At 64.4% G+C, this 15,453-nt stretch carries 13 protein-coding genes and 1 tRNA gene; 4 read left to right on the plus strand and 10 right to left on the minus strand.

Annotation, left to right across the window (positions count from 1 at the left end; translation table 11 throughout):
* Positions 1-10: 10 nt before the first annotated feature.
* From ACT53M_RS13765 to lon, 4 genes are all read right to left on the minus strand, one after another.
* Positions 11-901 carry an EamA family transporter gene (locus ACT53M_RS13765; RefSeq protein ID WP_476234035.1) on the minus strand — a complete coding sequence of 297 codons (891 nt, stop codon included), beginning with the start codon at positions 899-901 and terminating at the stop codon, positions 11-13.
* Positions 902-1,035: 134 nt separating this feature from the next.
* Positions 1,036-1,110 (minus strand) — tRNA-Val (locus ACT53M_RS13770).
* A 101-nt stretch (positions 1,111-1,211) separates the two neighbouring features.
* Positions 1,212-1,484, minus strand: coding sequence for an HU family DNA-binding protein (locus ACT53M_RS13775; protein WP_476228329.1), 273 nt, complete (start codon positions 1,482-1,484; stop codon positions 1,212-1,214).
* Between the two features lie 158 nt (positions 1,485-1,642).
* On the minus strand, positions 1,643-4,039 hold the full coding sequence (gene lon, locus ACT53M_RS13780; protein ID WP_476234037.1) for an endopeptidase La: 2,397 nt from the start codon (positions 4,037-4,039) through the stop codon (positions 1,643-1,645).
* A 232-nt stretch (positions 4,040-4,271) separates the two neighbouring features.
* Here lon and ACT53M_RS13785 point away from each other — a divergent pair, with 232 nt between their 5' ends.
* The 3 genes from ACT53M_RS13785 (at position 4,272) to ACT53M_RS13795 (ending at position 7,278) form a co-directional block, all read left to right on the plus strand.
* Positions 4,272-5,981, plus strand: a complete 1,710-nt coding sequence (locus ACT53M_RS13785) for a M1 family metallopeptidase (RefSeq protein ID WP_476234170.1) — start codon at positions 4,272-4,274, stop codon at positions 5,979-5,981.
* Positions 5,978-6,583: a methyltransferase family protein gene (locus ACT53M_RS13790; RefSeq protein ID WP_476234038.1), complete on the plus strand. Its 606-nt coding sequence runs from the start codon at positions 5,978-5,980 to the stop codon at positions 6,581-6,583. The genes ACT53M_RS13785 and ACT53M_RS13790 overlap by 4 nt, the downstream gene beginning before the upstream one ends.
* 107 nt (positions 6,584-6,690) lie before the next feature.
* Positions 6,691-7,278 (plus strand): hypothetical protein, encoded by a 588-nt coding sequence (locus ACT53M_RS13795; protein ID WP_476234039.1) that lies wholly within the window; start codon positions 6,691-6,693, stop codon positions 7,276-7,278.
* Positions 7,279-7,283: 5 nt separating this feature from the next.
* Here ACT53M_RS13795 and ACT53M_RS13800 read toward each other — a convergent pair whose 3' ends face one another.
* The 6 genes from ACT53M_RS13800 to ACT53M_RS13825 all read right to left on the minus strand — a co-directional run bounded on the left by ACT53M_RS13800 (position 7,284) and on the right by ACT53M_RS13825 (position 13,936).
* A complete protein-coding gene (locus ACT53M_RS13800) occupies positions 7,284-7,892 on the minus strand; it encodes a GNAT family N-acetyltransferase (RefSeq protein ID WP_476234040.1) in 609 nt (202 codons plus the stop codon).
* Positions 7,893-7,896: 4 nt separating this feature from the next.
* Positions 7,897-9,165, minus strand: a complete 1,269-nt coding sequence (clpX, locus tag ACT53M_RS13805) for an ATP-dependent Clp protease ATP-binding subunit ClpX (protein ID WP_476228338.1) — start codon at positions 9,163-9,165, stop codon at positions 7,897-7,899.
* A gap of 143 nt (positions 9,166-9,308) precedes the next feature.
* Entirely contained in the window at positions 9,309-9,944 is a 636-nt protein-coding gene (locus ACT53M_RS13810; RefSeq protein ID WP_476234041.1) for an ATP-dependent Clp protease proteolytic subunit, read from the minus strand.
* Positions 9,945-10,133: 189 nt separating this feature from the next.
* On the minus strand, positions 10,134-11,222 hold the full coding sequence (locus ACT53M_RS13815) for a PepSY-associated TM helix domain-containing protein (RefSeq protein WP_476234042.1): 1,089 nt from the start codon (positions 11,220-11,222) through the stop codon (positions 10,134-10,136).
* Positions 11,222-13,384, minus strand: coding sequence for a TonB-dependent receptor (locus ACT53M_RS13820; protein ID WP_476234043.1), 2,163 nt, complete (start codon positions 13,382-13,384; stop codon positions 11,222-11,224). The genes ACT53M_RS13815 and ACT53M_RS13820 overlap by 1 nt, the downstream gene beginning before the upstream one ends.
* Before the next feature lie 105 nt (positions 13,385-13,489).
* On the minus strand, positions 13,490-13,936 hold the full coding sequence (locus ACT53M_RS13825) for a MarR family winged helix-turn-helix transcriptional regulator (RefSeq protein ID WP_476234044.1): 447 nt from the start codon (positions 13,934-13,936) through the stop codon (positions 13,490-13,492).
* A gap of 86 nt (positions 13,937-14,022) precedes the next feature.
* Here ACT53M_RS13825 and ACT53M_RS13830 point away from each other — a divergent pair, with 86 nt between their 5' ends.
* A complete protein-coding gene (locus tag ACT53M_RS13830) occupies positions 14,023-15,444 on the plus strand; it encodes an aldehyde dehydrogenase family protein (RefSeq protein WP_476234045.1) in 1,422 nt (473 codons plus the stop codon).
* Positions 15,445-15,453 lie beyond the last annotated feature (9 nt).

Genomic DNA, 15,453 nt, shown 5'->3' on the forward strand with positions numbered 1-15,453 from the left:
CCGCGCGCTTTTACAGCCCTGCAGTAAGCACCACGCCCACACAGACCGCGACGCCGGCAATCGCCTGCCGCACGGTCAGTTTTTCGCGAAACAGTCGGTGTCCGGCCAGCGCCGCCATCGGCATTTCCACCACGCCCAGCGAACGCACCGCAGCGGCAGGGGCGAGATTGAGCGCGAAAAACCAGCCCGAAGAGGCCAGTGCCCCGAACAGCCCGGCACCGAACGACCCGCGCCACCCCGCGATTACCGCGCGCAGCGCTGCAGGATCACGCCACAGCAGGAAGACGACCAGGCCGACGGTCTGGACGGCCTGTGCCAGCGTAACGCTGGTCATCGCCGAGAAGAACGGATGGTGCGGTTCCAGCGCCAGCCCGGCATGGCGAAAACCGTTGAGCGCCAGTCCGAACAACAGGCCGGACAGCGTCCCGAATAGCACACCGGGCACCAGCCGGCCTTCGCCGCCCAAGTTCCGCGGCCAGACCAGCACGGCAAGTCCCGCAGTGGTGACGCCTACGCCGACCCAGCCAAGCGGGCTCAGCGTGTCGCCAAACACCAGCAGCCCAGCCAGCGCCGCCAGCGGCACTGAACTCTGCTGCAACGCCGTTCCCACCGCGAAGCCGGCATGGTGCATCGCCTGCAGCAAGGCGGCCGTTGCCAGCACCTGCGCCAGCGCACCGAGCAGCGCAGGCCACCAAAAGGCCAGCGCGAACTGCGGGTGCAACTGGTCCGGCCCGGTCACGGCGATGGCAACCAGCATTAGCGCCACGGAGAAAGGAAGCCCGAACAGAAAGCGTACCAGCGTCGCGCCCCAGGGGCCGCTGGAAGCCATCATGCCGCGTTGAAAAGCGTTGCGCGCGACCTGGAACGCCGCCGCTGCTACTGTCGCGCCTGCCCACAACATGGAAACCGCCCCCTCGCGCACCCGACGCGGCGATCAGCGAAGCGGGCCTTGTCGATACGACGGCGTTCCTATCGCCCGGCGCCGCACCCGGCAACGAAAAAGCCCGCCGGTGCGACACCGACGGGCTTTCGAAATGGTGGGCGCGGCAAGGATTGAACTTGCGACCCCTGCGGTGTGAACACAGTGCTCTACCACTGAGCTACGCGCCCTTTGGCCTCTCGGCCGAAACGGGAAGCGGGCCTTTACGAGCAGCGATGCGCCCTGTCCAGCCCTGATCCGAGTTCGAAGCGAGGAATTTCGCGTCGAACGATCAGTTCACCGAGTCCTTCAGCACCTTGCCGGGCTTGAACTTGGGCTGATTGGAAGCCTTGATCGTCATTTCCTCGCCGGTGCGCGGATTGCGGCCGGTCGAGGCCTTGCGCTTGCTGACGGAAAAAGTGCCGAAACCGACCAGGCGGACTTCGTCGCCCTTCTTCAGCGCGGTGGAAATGACGTCGAACACGGCCTCCACGGCCTTGCTCGCATCGCCCTTGCCGAGGCCGGATACATCGGCAACCTGGCCGATCAGCTCTTGCTTATTCATGCTGGTGCATACCCCCTTGAAGTCTGAAAAGCGCTATCGCGTTGAAACAATTGAAGTTGGAGCGATTCGCTCCAGAAAGCCGGTACTCGAATGAGCACTGGCTTTCCGAAGGAGTCAAAGCCTTTCCGACAGAATTGCGTCAGAAAGGTTACGCTTTGTCAATGATGCACCGCATCCCCGATTGCCGGCACCCCGACGGGCGGTTGCGCAGCCAGTTCGTCGGCGTCGGTCCAGTCGATCGCAGCCAGCGGCTCGGTGAGCGCGAGACGCAGCACTTCGTCGATATGTGAAACCGGCACGATCTCCAGACCCTCGCGGATATTCGCCGGAATTTCCGCGAGATCCTTTTCGTTTTCGGTCGGGATCAGCACCTTCTTGATGCCGCCGCGCAACGCCGCGAGCAGCTTTTCCTTCAGGCCGCCGATCGGCAAGACACGCCCGCGCAGCGTGACTTCACCGGTCATCGCCACATCCTTGCGGACCGCCACGCCGGTCAGCGTCGAGACGATCGACGTGACCAGACCGATGCCGGCCGAGGGTCCATCCTTCGGCACCGCGCCTTCGGGCAGATGGACGTGAATGTCCTTGCGGGCGAACAGGCTGGGCTTGATGCCGTAGCTGGGGCTGCGCGCCTTGACGAAGCTGAATGCGGCCTCAACCGATTCCTTCATCACATCGCCCAGCTTGCCGGTCGTCTTGATCGCGCCCTTGCCGGGCACGGTGACGCTCTCGATGGTCAGCAGTTCGCCGCCCACTTCGGTCCAGGCGAGGCCGGTGACGGCGCCGATCTGATGCTCTTCCTCGCCGATGCCGAAGCGGAATTTCCGCACGCCGGCATAGTCCGCCAGATTGTCGGGCGTTATGGTGACTTGCGTCTCCTTGCCCTCCAGGATCTTGCGCAGCGCCTTGCGGGCGAGCTTCGCAATCTCGCGCTCCAGCGTACGAACGCCGGCCTCACGGGTGTAATAGCGGATCAGATCGCGCAGGCCCGCATTGGTCAGGGCGAATTCGCCCTCCTTCAGGCCGTGCGCGTCGATCTGCTTGGCAATCAGGTGCCGCTCGGCGATCTCGACCTTCTCGTCTTCCGTATAGCCTTCAAGCCGGATGATCTCCATGCGGTCGAGCAAAGGCTGCGGCAGGTTGAGCGAGTTGGCCGTGCACACGAACATCACGTCCGAAAGATCGATGTCGATCTCCAGATAATGGTCGTTGAACTTGTTGTTCTGTTCCGGATCCAGCACCTCGAGCAGCGCCGAAGCGGGATCGCCGCGGAAGTCCTGGCCCAGCTTGTCGATCTCGTCGAGCAGGAACAGCGGGTTGGAGGTGCCGGCCTTTTTCAGGTTCGACACGATCTTGCCCGGCAGCGAGCCGATATAGGTGCGGCGGTGGCCGCGGATCTCGGCCTCGTCGCGCACGCCGCCCAGCGACTGGCGGATGAACTCGCGGCCGGTGGCCTTGGCGATCGACTTGCCCAGGCTGGTCTTGCCGACGCCCGGCGGGCCGACGAGGCACAGGATCGGCCCCTTCAGCTTGTTGGTGCGTGCCTGGACCGCGAGATATTCGACGATCCGGTCCTTCACCTTTTCAAGCGCATAGTGGTCCTGATCGAGCACCGCCTGCGCTTCGGCGATGTCCTTCTTCAGCTTGGACTTCTTGCCCCAGGGCAGGCCCAGCAGCACGTCGAGATAGTTGCGCACGACGGTGGCCTCGGCCGACATCGGCGCCATCGTCTTCAGCTTCTTCAGCTCGCCCTGCGCCTTGGCGCGCGCTTCCTTCGACAGCTTGAGCGTGGCGATTTTCTGAGTCAGCTCGGCGACTTCGTCGCCCTCGCCCTCTTCGCCCTCATTGCCCAGCTCGCGCTGGATCGCCTTGAGCTGTTCGTTGAGGTAATATTCGCGCTGCGTCTTCTCCATCTGCCGCTTCACGCGGCTCCGGATCTTCTTTTCGACCTGCAGCACGCCCAACTCGCCTTCCATGAAAGCGAACACCATTTCCAGGCGCTTGTGGGGGTCCGTTTCGACCAGCAGCGACTGCTTGTCAGCGACCTTGACGGCGATGTTGGCGGCCACAGCATCGGCCAGACGCGACGCGTCATCCAGCTCACCCAGCTGCACCGCCGTTTCCGCCGGCAGCTTGCGGTTGAGCTTGGCATAATTCTCGAACTGGTCGACGACCGAGCGCATCAGCGCCTGGATTTCGGCGCCCTCCACGGGCTGCTCCTCGACCGGGCTGACATGGGCGGTCAGGAACGCGCCCGTCTCCTCGACCGAATCGAGCGTGCCGCGCTGCTTGCCGGCAACGAGCACGCGAACGGTGCCGTCGGGCAGCTTCAGCAACTGGAGCACCTCTGCAGACACACCGGTATCGTACAAGTCCTCGCGGCCGGGATCGTCCTCGGCCGGATCGAGCTGTGCGACAAGGAAAATCTCCTTGTCCGCAGCCATTGCCGCTTCCAGCGCCGCTACCGACTTATCGCGGCCCACGAAGAGCGGCACGATCATGTGCGGAAAGACGACGATGTCGCGAAGCGGCAGGACGGGATAGGATTGCTTCATGAAAACTCCGGTCGGCCCGATCGGGCCCTTCTTTCCCCTATATATGGGGCCGGGGCCAGCCGCATCAATCGTCCAGCGGGTTTAACCCGTGGATGAAGCGCGAAAGCAGGCGATTTGATGCCAATAGCCCATGGCGGGGCTTGCGGCGAACCGGAATTTGCCTGCAAGTTCTCCGCGACACGATGCAGACCGGCGCCAGGGGGGCGGCGGGGGTTCGGCATGGGAGGCTGCCATTCGCACGACGCTTTTGCTTGTTTCGGCTGCAACGCTGGCAATTGCGGCGTCGCCCGCGCTGGCACAGAAGCACGGCGAACCGCCGATCACGCCGACTACGCAGGAATCGGGGGGGCCGATCAGCGAGGAACGTGCAGCACTCCATCTCGAACATGCCGATCTCGCGATCGAAGTGTTTCCCGACACCTACAGGCTCGCCGGCGTCGCCACCTTGACGCTGCGCACCGCCGCGCCGCAGACCCGGCTGCTGATCGATCTGGACCGCAACCTGCCCATCACCGCGATCAACCTGGACGGCAAGGCGCTGAAACCCAGCCAGTGGACCAATCCGGAAGGACGCCTCGCCATCTCGCTTCCGCGCCCGCTCAAGGCCGGCGATAAGGCGGTGGTAAGAATCACCTATGGCGGCACGCCGCACGTCGCGGTCCGGGCGCCCTGGGATGACGGACTCGTCTGGTCCAAGACCAAGGACGGCAGGCCCTGGGTAGCAACCACGGCAGAGGGCTATGGCTGCGACCTGTTCTGGCCCTGCCTCGACTTTCCCCGCGGCGAGCCGGACCTCGTCGATCTCCACATCACCGTGCCCGCCGGGCTGAAGGCGCCCGCCAACGGCCGCCTTCTCGGCGTCGACACGCTGCCCGATGGCCGCACCACCTGGCACTGGCGCGCGAAGAGTCCCAATCCCTATTCGGTGGCGATCGACGTCGCTCCCTATGAGGAGCTCTCGGCGACCTATCACAGCCGCTTCGGCAACGATATTCCGATGCACTATTGGTATCTGCCGGGCCGCGAAGCCAAGGCCAAGGCGCTGTTCGCCGAATTCGAACCGACCATCGCCTTCTATGAGCGCGTGATCGGCCCCTATCCCTGGGGCGACGAAAAAATGGGCGTGGTCGAAACGCCGCACCTGGGCATGGAGCACCAGACGATCAACGCCTATGGCAACAACTACCGCAAGACGCCGTCCGGCTTTGATGAGATCTTCCAGCACGAATTCGGCCATGAATGGTTCGGCAACCAGCTCACCGCCGCCAACTGGGACGATTACTGGCTGCACGAAGGCTTCGAACAATATATGCAGCCGCTCTACGGCCAATGGCGCGAGGGGGACGCCCGTTACGCCGCGATGATGGACCAGATTCGCCTCGCCATCCAGAACAAGGCGCCGATCGTCTCGGGCAAGATCCGCACCGAAGAACAGGTGTATGAAGAGGCCAATGGCGGCCCCGGTCAGGACATTTACATGAAGGGCGCCTGGGTGCTGCACACGCTGCGCTACCTGATCGGAGACGACAAGTTCTTCGATGCCACCCGCCGGCTAATCTATGGCCGACCGGACCCCAAGCCCGGCAACTTCAAGCCACGCTTTGGCAGCACACCCGAATTCATCGGTATCGTGAAGCAGGTGAGCGGCCAGGACCTGCAATGGTTCTTCGACATCTATCTCTATCAGGCGGCGCTGCCCGAACTGATCCAGAAGCGCGAGGGTGACCTGTTGACGCTGAGCTGGAAGACGCCGGCCAACCTGCCCTTCCCGATGCCGCTGGATGTCACAGTCGACGGCAAGCGCCAGCGCGTCGAGATGCAGGGCGGGATCGGCACGCTCCACGTACCCGCCGATGCGCACGTCGTAATCGATCCCGATGCGCATGTGCTGCGGCGTTCGGAGGCCGTCGAAGCCGTCCAGAAACAGGGATACCGGGGATGATCGGACTGGTTGATCCACAACCGGTCTGGATCTTCACACCGGTTCTTTTCACCCTGTTCTTTCTGCTTGGCATCGGCCTGCTGCTGCTTGCCCGCCGCCGCCGGAACACGCCGGCTGCGCCCGAACGCACTCGGGCGACGGCACGAGCGTCTTTTATCGGCATCGGCCTGCAGGGCGTCGCTTTCTTCCTCGCCAGCGCTGGCCCGCTCCTTCTGTCCTCGCCGCCGAACGCAGCGGAGATCGCCGGCGCAATCGGCGTGGTCGCACTATGCGGGGGGACCATGGCGCTGTTCTTCGCAGCTTCCCGCGCGATGGGCCGCAACTGGAGCGTCGTCGCCCGCACCCGCGACGACCATGCACTGGTCACCTGGGGGCCGTTCGCCTGGGTACGCAACCCGATCTACGTCGCGCTTTTCCTGTACCTGTTGGCGATGGCGCTGGCCTTCGGCCATTGGCGCGGCTTTCTCGCCGGCGTACCGCTCTACGCAATCGGCACCTGGATTCGCGTGCGCGCCGAGGAGCGCCTGCTGCGCGAACAGTTCGGGGCAGCCTTCGATGCCTATGCCGCGCGCGTGAAACGCTTTGTGCCCGGCCTGTTCTGAACCGCGCCACCCCCGTAGCTTTCCCTAATCGTGCCCGTCTTGCGGTGCGATAGCAGGTCTGCGAACAGGGAAGCGTCCGCGCGGCGGATCGCGCGACAAGGAGTGGCATGAAGGGCATCTGGACGCTCGCGGCGCTGGCCGCGCTGGCATTGGCTGAACCAGCCTATGCACAGGGCGATATTCGCACCGACGGCGATTGGGCGCACCGCGGGACCGGCATGGTGTTTCCCGAGCAGATCGGCGACGCCGTTCGCACCAACATCCACGAATATGATGCCGACGGAAACGACGCGAGCGCCGGCTATTTCTGGAAGCGCGGCGACGACGCGGCCTTCGTCACGCTCTACATCTATCCCGCCGATCCTTCGCTGGGCTGCGCCGGCGCCTTTGAAGAGATGGCGGGGAATGTCGCCCAATCCTATCAGGACGTCGAGCGGCTGGAGACCGACCACTGGCCCTCACCCTCCGGCAAATATCCCGCCGTGGCGTTTCACACCCGCTTTGTGATGACCGGCACGCTGGGCACCCAGACCGAAGCGCGGCCACTCGCATCAGAAAGCTATCTCTTCTGCCCGGCTGGCGGCAAATGGCTGGTCTATGCGCGCGGCACCTGGGCGCGTGAACAGGATTTCAGCGACGCCTTCGCCACCCTGATCCATACCCTGCGCTGGCCCGAGGCGTTGGACACGCCGTAAGAGGATCAGGCTGCGGCTTCGCCGGCCGGCCTCAGCATCAACCAGAAGCGTGGTCCATCGGCGCCGACGCGCCAGTCGCCGGTGGGCAAGAAGCCATAGCGGGCATAGAGACCCAGATTGGTCTCGGTCGCGGTCTCCAGATAGCAGGGCGTGCCCGGCGGCACCGTGGCGAGACCGGCGCGGATCGCTGCGCCTCCCAGCCTCCGCCCCTGCGCTGCCGGATCGCAGCCGGCAATGTGAAGATAGGCGAAGGGATGGTCGGGAAAATGCGCCTCGATCGCAGCAAGCAGCTGTAAGGCACGCGTCGTTGCCGGACCCAGCGCGCGAAACAATGGAATGGCGTGCGCGAACATTTCGCCCCAGCCCGCACTGGGGCGGCCGGGCGATCGCCATAAAGTCGCTGCCTCGTGGGAATGCGTCACGCGGACATAACCGCCACGCAGGTCCGAATCGAACAATTGCGCGAACAGCAAGGGGAGCCGCCACGCGCGATCGGCGGGATCGGGGAAGATATAGCCGAACGCCGGGTCGCCCATAAAAGCTCGGGCGAGCATCGTTGCGATGCCCGCCCGGTCTTTAGCCTCAGCCGCCCGCACATTGACGGACGCCGTCATGGGGTTAGGCAGCGCTGCCCGCCTTTTCCTTCTTGGCGTAGATGCGGACCGGCTCCTTGCGGCCCTCCACCACTTCCTTATCGACCACCACTTCGTCGACGCCGTCCATGCTGGGCAGGTCGAACATCGTGTCGAGCAGAATGCCTTCGAGGATCGAACGCAGGCCGCGCGCACCGGTCTTGCGCTCGATTGCCTTCTTCGAGACCGCCGTCAGCGCGTCGTCGGTGAAGCCGAGCTTGACCGTCTCCATGTCGAACAGTTTCTGATACTGTTTGACCAAGGCGTTCTTCGGCTCGGTCAGGATCTTGATCAGCGCCTCGACGTCGAGATCTTCCAGAGTCGCGATCACCGGCAGACGGCCGACGAATTCGGGGATCAGGCCGAACTTGAGCAAATCCTCCGGCTCGGTCTGGCGGAGCAGCTCGCCGGTGCGGCGCTCGTCCGGTGCGGCGACATGCGCGCCGAAGCCGATCGACTTGCCCTGCAGACGATCGCCGATGATCTTCTCGAGGCCCGAAAATGCGCCGCCGCAGATGAACAGGATGTTGGTCGTGTCCACCTGCAGGAATTCCTGCTGCGGGTGCTTGCGGCCGCCCTGCGGCGGAACGCTCGCGGTGGTGCCTTCCATCAGCTTGAGCAGCGCCTGCTGCACGCCCTCGCCCGACACGTCGCGGGTGATCGACGGATTCTCGGCCTTGCGGCTGATCTTGTCGATCTCGTCGATGTACACGATGCCGCGCTGCGCCCGCTCGACATTATAGTCCGAGGCCTGGAGCAGCTTGAGGATGATGTTCTCCACGTCCTCGCCGACATAGCCGGCCTCGGTGAGCGTGGTGGCATCCGCCATGGTGAACGGCACGTCGAGGATGCGCGCCAGCGTCTGCGCCAGCAGCGTCTTGCCGCAGCCGGTGGGGCCGACGAGCAGGATGTTCGATTTGGCGAGTTCGACATCGGCACCCTTGGCGCCGTGGTTCAGCCGCTTGTAATGGTTGTGCACCGCGACCGAGAGGACGCGCTTCGCCTTCTTCTGGCCGATGACGTAATCGTCCAGCACGTCGCAGATTTCCTGCGGCGTCGGCACGCCTCCGTCCTTCTTCGACACCAGCGAGGACTTGGTTTCCTCGCGGATGATGTCGTTGCAGAGCTCCACGCATTCATCGCAGATGAATACGGTGGGTCCGGCGATCAGCTTGCGTACCTCGTGCTGGCTCTTGCCGCAGAAGGAGCAGTAGAGCGTGCTCTTGGCGTCTCCGCCTCTCACCTTGTCAACCATTCAAACCATCCTTCGCGCCCCACGGCGCGTTACGCTCGCCCGCCATCCTACACGCGGGCGAAGTTCCGGCAAACGATAATCGCCCTGCACGCCCGACGTTCCATCGCAAGATGGCGCCGGGCAGAACAGGTAATGCAACAGTCTTAAGCAGATGCTGACGCCTCTTCGGTCGGCACCGGACGCTTGTCATACACTTCGTCGACGATGCCAAATGCCTTTGCCTCTTCCGCCTCGAAGAACGAGTCGCGGTCCATCGTAGTCTCGATCTTGTCGATCGGCTGCCCCGTATATTTAGCATAGAGCGCGTTCATCCGGGCACGGATGCGCAGGATTTCCTTGGCCTGGATCTCGATGTCCGACGCCATGCCCTGCGCACCGCCCGAGGGCTGGTGCAGCATAATGCGGGCGTTGGTAAGTGCCACGCGCAGGCCTGGCTCACCCGAGGCGAGCAGGAAGCTGCCCATCGACGCCGCCTGGCCGATGCACACCGTGCCGACGCGAGGACGGATATATTGCATCGTGTCGTGGATCGCCATGCCGGCGGTCACCACGCCGCCCGGCGAGTTGATGTACATCCAGATGTCTTTCTTCGGGTTCTCGGACTCGAGGAAAAGCAGCTGGGCGGTAATGAGGGAGGCCATGTGATCCTCCACTTGCCCGGTCACAAAGACGATCCGCTCGCGCAGCAGGCGCGAATAGATGTCGAAGCTACGCTCACCGCGGCTCGACTGTTCGATGACGATGGGAACGAGTGCGCCGGTGACGGGATCGATGGTCATCTGACCGGAAAGCGGATGCATGTAGGATTGTCTCGTGCTTGTTGTCTTGCCCGCCACAACATCGGCGCTCCGGCTGCCCGGCGCAAGGGGGAAGGCGCGCGGTAAACACATGCACACCCGCATGCCGACCATCTGAGACAGATTCCGCCATAAAGTCACCGGTCGGCGAAGTAATATAGCCCGAGTCGCTCAGGCGGCCTGCTCCCGTACCATGCCAAGCATTGCAGGACGGCGCTTCGGCCGACGGAACCAGAAGGTCCACACCGCGAGGCTGCCCAGCATCGCCATGGCGAGCCCCGACGCCGTCATCAGCAATGCATAGGCAAGTCCCCCCACCTTGCCGGCATGGAGCGGATAAGCGGTGTTGAACACACGGGCACCCAGCGGCAGCGCCTGCGCGTCGTTTGCCTGGAGCAGACGCCCGTCTGCCGAATCAAACGCCAGCGAGGTGCGACCATTGGGTAGCCATTCGCCGGCCCGCTTCATCCGGATCATGATCGGCTCGCTAGGCTTGCGGGGCAGCGACAGACCGCGGAACTGGGCATCGGGGAAGCGCGCCTGCGCGGCCGCCAGCATCGCCCGCCAGTCAGGATGCGCCGCGAGTGGGCCGCTCTTCACCCGGGGCGGCCGGTTGGCGGCGAGTGCAGCATTGGCGTTCCCGAACGGTGCAATCATCAAGGCGGCGAAGGGCTTGAACACCATCATTGTACCGGTGACGGCCGAGAACAGCAGCACCGGTGCCATCACGATACCCAGGTCGCGGTGATGCATCACGATCGCCGGCCGGCTCATCCGCTTCGGCCACAGGCGGAAATGGAAGGTGCGGCGGGTGCGCCACCACAGGATCGTGCCGGTGATAACGAACAACATCCCCGCCACGCCGGCAATGCCGATCACTGTCTCGCCGGTATCGCCCGTGAACAGATGATGATGAAGGTCGAACAGCCACAGCTCCGGCCGCTCCCACTGGCTGTGCCAGCGCAGCACGACATTCCCGGCCTGGTCGGCATAGGCGCCCGCGCCCCGCCCCATGCGCAATTGCAGCAGCCCGAAATTGTCGCTCGCATAGAGGATGGACTGGGTCTTAGGCTCGGCTGCCAGCAGCCTTTGGGTGGTGACCGCGATGGCTGCCGGATCGTCCATCCGCGCATCGCCCGCATGCGGGAGCCACAGCCAGCGCTCCTTGTGCACCAGCAGCGCACCGGAGAGCCCCAGTATCGCCAGAATCAGCCCCAGAAAGCCGCCGGTCCAGCGGTGTGCGAGATCGAGCCACTTCATCAGAAACGATAGTCCCAACCGAGCGTGAAGGTCCGGCCACGGCCGGCAAAGTAACTGAAGTTGTCCGTAGGCAGCCGCGTGTCCGAGCTATAGTCGATATATTGGGTGTTCAGCAGGTTGGACACGCTCAGCGTCCAGCCGCCCAGCCCCGTCTGGTAGCGCGCGGTCGCATCGAGCAGCGTATAGCCGCCAAAGTCGTTGCGGGGATCGCGGACTTTTCCCTGAAAACTGCGGGCAAGGAAGAAGCGGCTCTGGAGGCGAGCACTGAACCGGCCAGTGACATAGTCTGCCGCCAGATTGAGCCGGTCGGGCGAGATGTTGGTGCCGTCCAGGTCACTATCGACCTTGCCGTTGCCATCGCTGTCATATCTGCCGACCAGATGCGCGTAGCCCAGGCTCACGCGGGCGCCGGGTGCCGGCAGCTTCACGCCCAGGTTCAATTCCAGCCCCTGGATTTCGACGCGCAGCCGCTGCACGTCGAAGATCCCGCCCGGATTGGCGATCAGCAACTGGCCCTTGTCGCTCGATGACCAGAAATAGGCGACCGATCCGTCGAGCGGCCCACGCTTCACCTCCACGCCAACTTCGCGATTGTTCGATATGATCGGTGCGATGTTGAGGAAGTTGTCGATCGAAACACCCGGCTTGCTCACCGCGCGGGTGATGCGACCCACGTCCGGCACCGTATAGCCCTCGGCATAGCTGAGATAGCCGCGGATGCCGGGCAACGGCTCGGCGACTAGGCCGCCGTTGAACAGACTTGCCTCAAAGGTCGGCGCGCCGCCGGTAACCGCCACGCCGCCCGCCGGCGTCGTCGTGGAGGCGAGCGTGTGGTAATCGCCGATGCGAATGCGGACATTCTCGTAACGCACGCCGCCCGCCAGCCGCAGCTTCCTGTCGAACAGCGCGAGATTCGCCTGCGCAAAGGGCGCGATGCTGCGATAGTCGGTCGGCGGCACCCAGACGCGGTTGGTGAGGATCAGCCGCTGTTCGGTGCGATCGGTCAGTACGTCGAGGCCGAGGATCGCCGTCAGCGCCTCGATCCCGGGCACGGCGCGTTCGTAGCTGATCTTGCCGCCGATCTTGCGTGAACGGTTCTCGGACTGGTCGATCAGCGTGCCGACGGGCGCGATTCGCGCATCCTGGAACGCGGCAATCGGCGTCTGTTCGGCGCCGAACGTGTCGTGGGTTCGGTTCCAGAAGAGCTGGCTCACCAGATTGCCGCCCCACAAGGCGGTATCCGTGTAAGACAGCGCCACGCTTTCGGTGCGGCTGGCGGCGGCGATGCCCGGCGGGTCGCCACGGCGAGCGCTGGTCGGAACGCCCGTCAGCCGGTTGCCCGCCACCGCGACATAATCGCCTTCATCCTGCATCTTGAAGCGACTGGCGATCAGGTCGAACCGGCCGCTGTCGCTAACCTGATAGCCGAGGCGGGCGAACAGCGAGAGCGTGTTCGAATCCTGCGTTTCGCCCTGGGTGAGGTTCAGGCCGACGCGGCGCCCGTCGCCGTCATAATACACGCCGCGACGCTCGAACGCCGCACCAGCCGCAACATCGAAGCGCCCCGCCTTGTATTCGAGCAGGCCCGCCGCCTTACCGCCCAGCCCTTCGCCCTGAAAGTCGTTGCCGGCGCTGCCCTGCAGCAGCACCCGGCCGCCCAGCCCTTCTTTGGTCGGCGCGCCCACCGTCACCTGATTGACGATGCCGCCGGTGCCGCCAATCCCCTGCAGCGCGTTCGAACCATAGATCAGCTCGACCCGGTCGATAAAGAAACCGTCGATCGTGAAGCCGTCGCGGCTGCCGTCCCGCAGCGGCGTCGATTGCGGGATGCCGTTGATCGCATAGAGCGGCGAGCGCCCGCGCAGCGTCTCCCCCGCCCCGGAGAGTTTCTGGCGGGTGGGCGAAAAAGAAGGCGTCAGGTTCGAAACCGCGTCCGTCACCGATCCAGAAATCGCGATCTGCTGGTCGAGCGCGGTCTTGTCGATCACGTCGATTGTAAGCGGCAGGGCATTGGGCGGCAGCACGGTGCGGGCGGCAGTGACGACCACCGTCTGCCCGTCACTCTCGGGATCCTGCGTCTGGGCGCAGGCGATCGACGGAAGCGTCGCGGCAAGCGCGAGCAACGGTAGCGAAAAACAAACAGTATGTACGCGAGATAACATGCAACGGCCCCCTTTCGCCGCACGGTGTCGCGACGACCGGGGGTGCCCTATCAAGGCCCATCTAATATTGCAAGTCATTCGCATGTGCATGAGGAGATCCCGTCCTCATCCACATGCTCCTGGCGCATGAATCCGCCTTAGCAGCGCCAGCAATTGCGCCCGCTCTGCATCGCTCAGGCCAGCGATCAGCGGCGCTTCGGAGGTACGCAATCGCGCGATCATCTCGGGCAATTGCGCCTCGCCCTCGGTGGTCAGGTGCAGTGCGTGGCTGCGAAGGTTGCGGCCGGGCCGGCGTTCCACCAGCCCCCGTTCGACGAGCAGATTGACCAGCTTCATCGCACTCGCCCGGTTGATCGACAGCGCCCGCCCCAGCGACGACTGGTCAAGCCCCGGCTCGGCGCGGATCAGCGCCAGCGCCGTCACCCGCGCCGGCGAAATGCCATAGGGAACCAGCGCCGCATGCGCCGCCTCGATCAGCCGCAACCGCGCCATCTGCAGCTGATAGCCGATCAATCTACCCAGTTCGTCGTCCATGATAATTTGCTGGATCACCTTGCCGCGTCGGTATGCCTAGGATACATTTTTACAAAATGGAAGATTCGCTCCCGCGAGTCGCCCCTTGTTTTAGGAGGTTGGTCTTGGAACGCACTTTCAAACTGGTGATCAATGGCGAGACGGTCGACGGCGCCGGCAGCTTCGACGTGATCAACCCCGCGACCGCCGAACCCTTCGCGCGCTGCCCCAAGGCCGATGCCGCGCAGCTCGAAGCCGCCGTCGCCGCTGCCAAAGCCGCCTTCCCCGGCTGGGCCGCCACGCCAATCGAACAGCGCGCCGCCCTGCTCGAAGCCGCAGCCGACAAGCTGCAGGCGCGCGCCAGCGAATTTGCCAGCCTGCTCACCACCGAACAGGGCAAGCCGCTCGAACAGGCGATGAACGAAGTAATGGGCACCGTTTTCACGCTGCGCGCCTTTGCCGCGATGCGACCTGAAACCAAGGTGCTGCGCGACGAGGGCGGCAACAAGGTGATCGAGCACCGTACCCCGCTGGGTGTGGTCGCCGCGATCACGCCGTGGAATTTCCCGGTCATACTCGCCGCCAACAAGATCGGCCCGGCGCTCGTGACCGGCAATACCATGGTGCTGAAACCGGCGCCGACCACGCCGCTCACGTCGCTGCTGCTGGGCGAGCTTCTCGCCGAGCTGCTGCCGGCGGGCGTATTCAACGTCATCTGCGACCAGAACGATCTGGGCGGCATGCTGACCGCGCATCCGGATGTTGCCAAGGTGGCGTTCACCGGCTCGACCGCGACCGGCAAGAAGGTGATGGCCACGGCCGCTGCCGGCGTGAAGCGCGTGACGCTGGAACTTGGCGGTAACGACGCTGCAATCGTCCTCGACGATGTCGAGCCCGCGCTCGCGGCGAAAAAGGTGTTCCAGGGCGCGATGTACAATGCCGGCCAGATCTGCGTCGCGGTGAAACGCGCTTATGTGCCGGAGGGCATGTATGACGAGTTCTGCGAAGAAATCGCCCAGCTCGCCCGCGATACCGTGGTTGACGACGGCGCCAAGCAGGGTGCGAAGGTCGGCCCGATCCAGAACGCAATGCAATTCGAGAAGGTCAAGGCGCTGATCGAGGACGCCAAGCAGCGCGGCACCGTGCTGGCCGGTGGCGAGCCGCTCGACCGGCCCGGCTATTTCATTCCGCCGACGATCGTGCGCGACCTGGACGACGATGCACCGCTGGTGCGCGAGGAGCAGTTCGGGCCGGTGCTGCCGGTGCTGAAGTACAGCGACATCGACGATGTGATCGCGCGCGCCAACGATTCCGACTATGGCCTTGGCGGCACCGTGTGGGGCCGCGATGTCGAACGCGCGACCGAAGTAGCGATGAAGATCGACACCGGCACGGTCTGGGTCAACCAGCATCTCGCCATCGACCCGCGCATTCCGTTCCGCGGCGCCAAGCAATCGGGCATCGGCGGCGAGCTGGGCCAGGCGGGTCTCAACGAATATACCCAGCCGCACATCGTCAACGCCGTTGCGCTGGAGCCGGCCGCCTGAGCGCGGTCG

Source organism: Sphingomonas sp. DMC6 (assembly GCF_056314225.1).

Bases quoted from the DNA above. Each gene is read 5' to 3' on its own strand.
- ACT53M_RS13765 (WP_476234035.1), bottom strand. From the start codon at position 901: ATGTTGTGGGCAGGCGCGACAGTAGCAGCGGCGGCGTTCCAGGTCGCG.
- ACT53M_RS13775 (WP_476228329.1), bottom strand. From the start codon at position 1,484: ATGAATAAGCAAGAGCTGATCGGCCAGGTTGCCGATGTATCCGGCCTC.
- lon (WP_476234037.1), bottom strand. From the start codon at position 4,039: ATGAAGCAATCCTATCCCGTCCTGCCGCTTCGCGACATCGTCGTCTTT.
- ACT53M_RS13790 (WP_476234038.1), top strand. From the start codon at position 5,978: ATGATCGGACTGGTTGATCCACAACCGGTCTGGATCTTCACACCGGTT.
- ACT53M_RS13795 (WP_476234039.1), top strand. From the start codon at position 6,691: ATGAAGGGCATCTGGACGCTCGCGGCGCTGGCCGCGCTGGCATTGGCT.
- ACT53M_RS13800 (WP_476234040.1), bottom strand. From the start codon at position 7,892: ATGACGGCGTCCGTCAATGTGCGGGCGGCTGAGGCTAAAGACCGGGCG.
- clpX (WP_476228338.1), bottom strand. From the start codon at position 9,165: ATGGTTGACAAGGTGAGAGGCGGAGACGCCAAGAGCACGCTCTACTGC.
- ACT53M_RS13810 (WP_476234041.1), bottom strand. From the start codon at position 9,944: ATGACCATCGATCCCGTCACCGGCGCACTCGTTCCCATCGTCATCGAA.
- ACT53M_RS13815 (WP_476234042.1), bottom strand. From the start codon at position 11,222: ATGAAGTGGCTCGATCTCGCACACCGCTGGACCGGCGGCTTTCTGGGG.
- ACT53M_RS13820 (WP_476234043.1), bottom strand. From the start codon at position 13,384: ATGTTATCTCGCGTACATACTGTTTGTTTTTCGCTACCGTTGCTCGCG.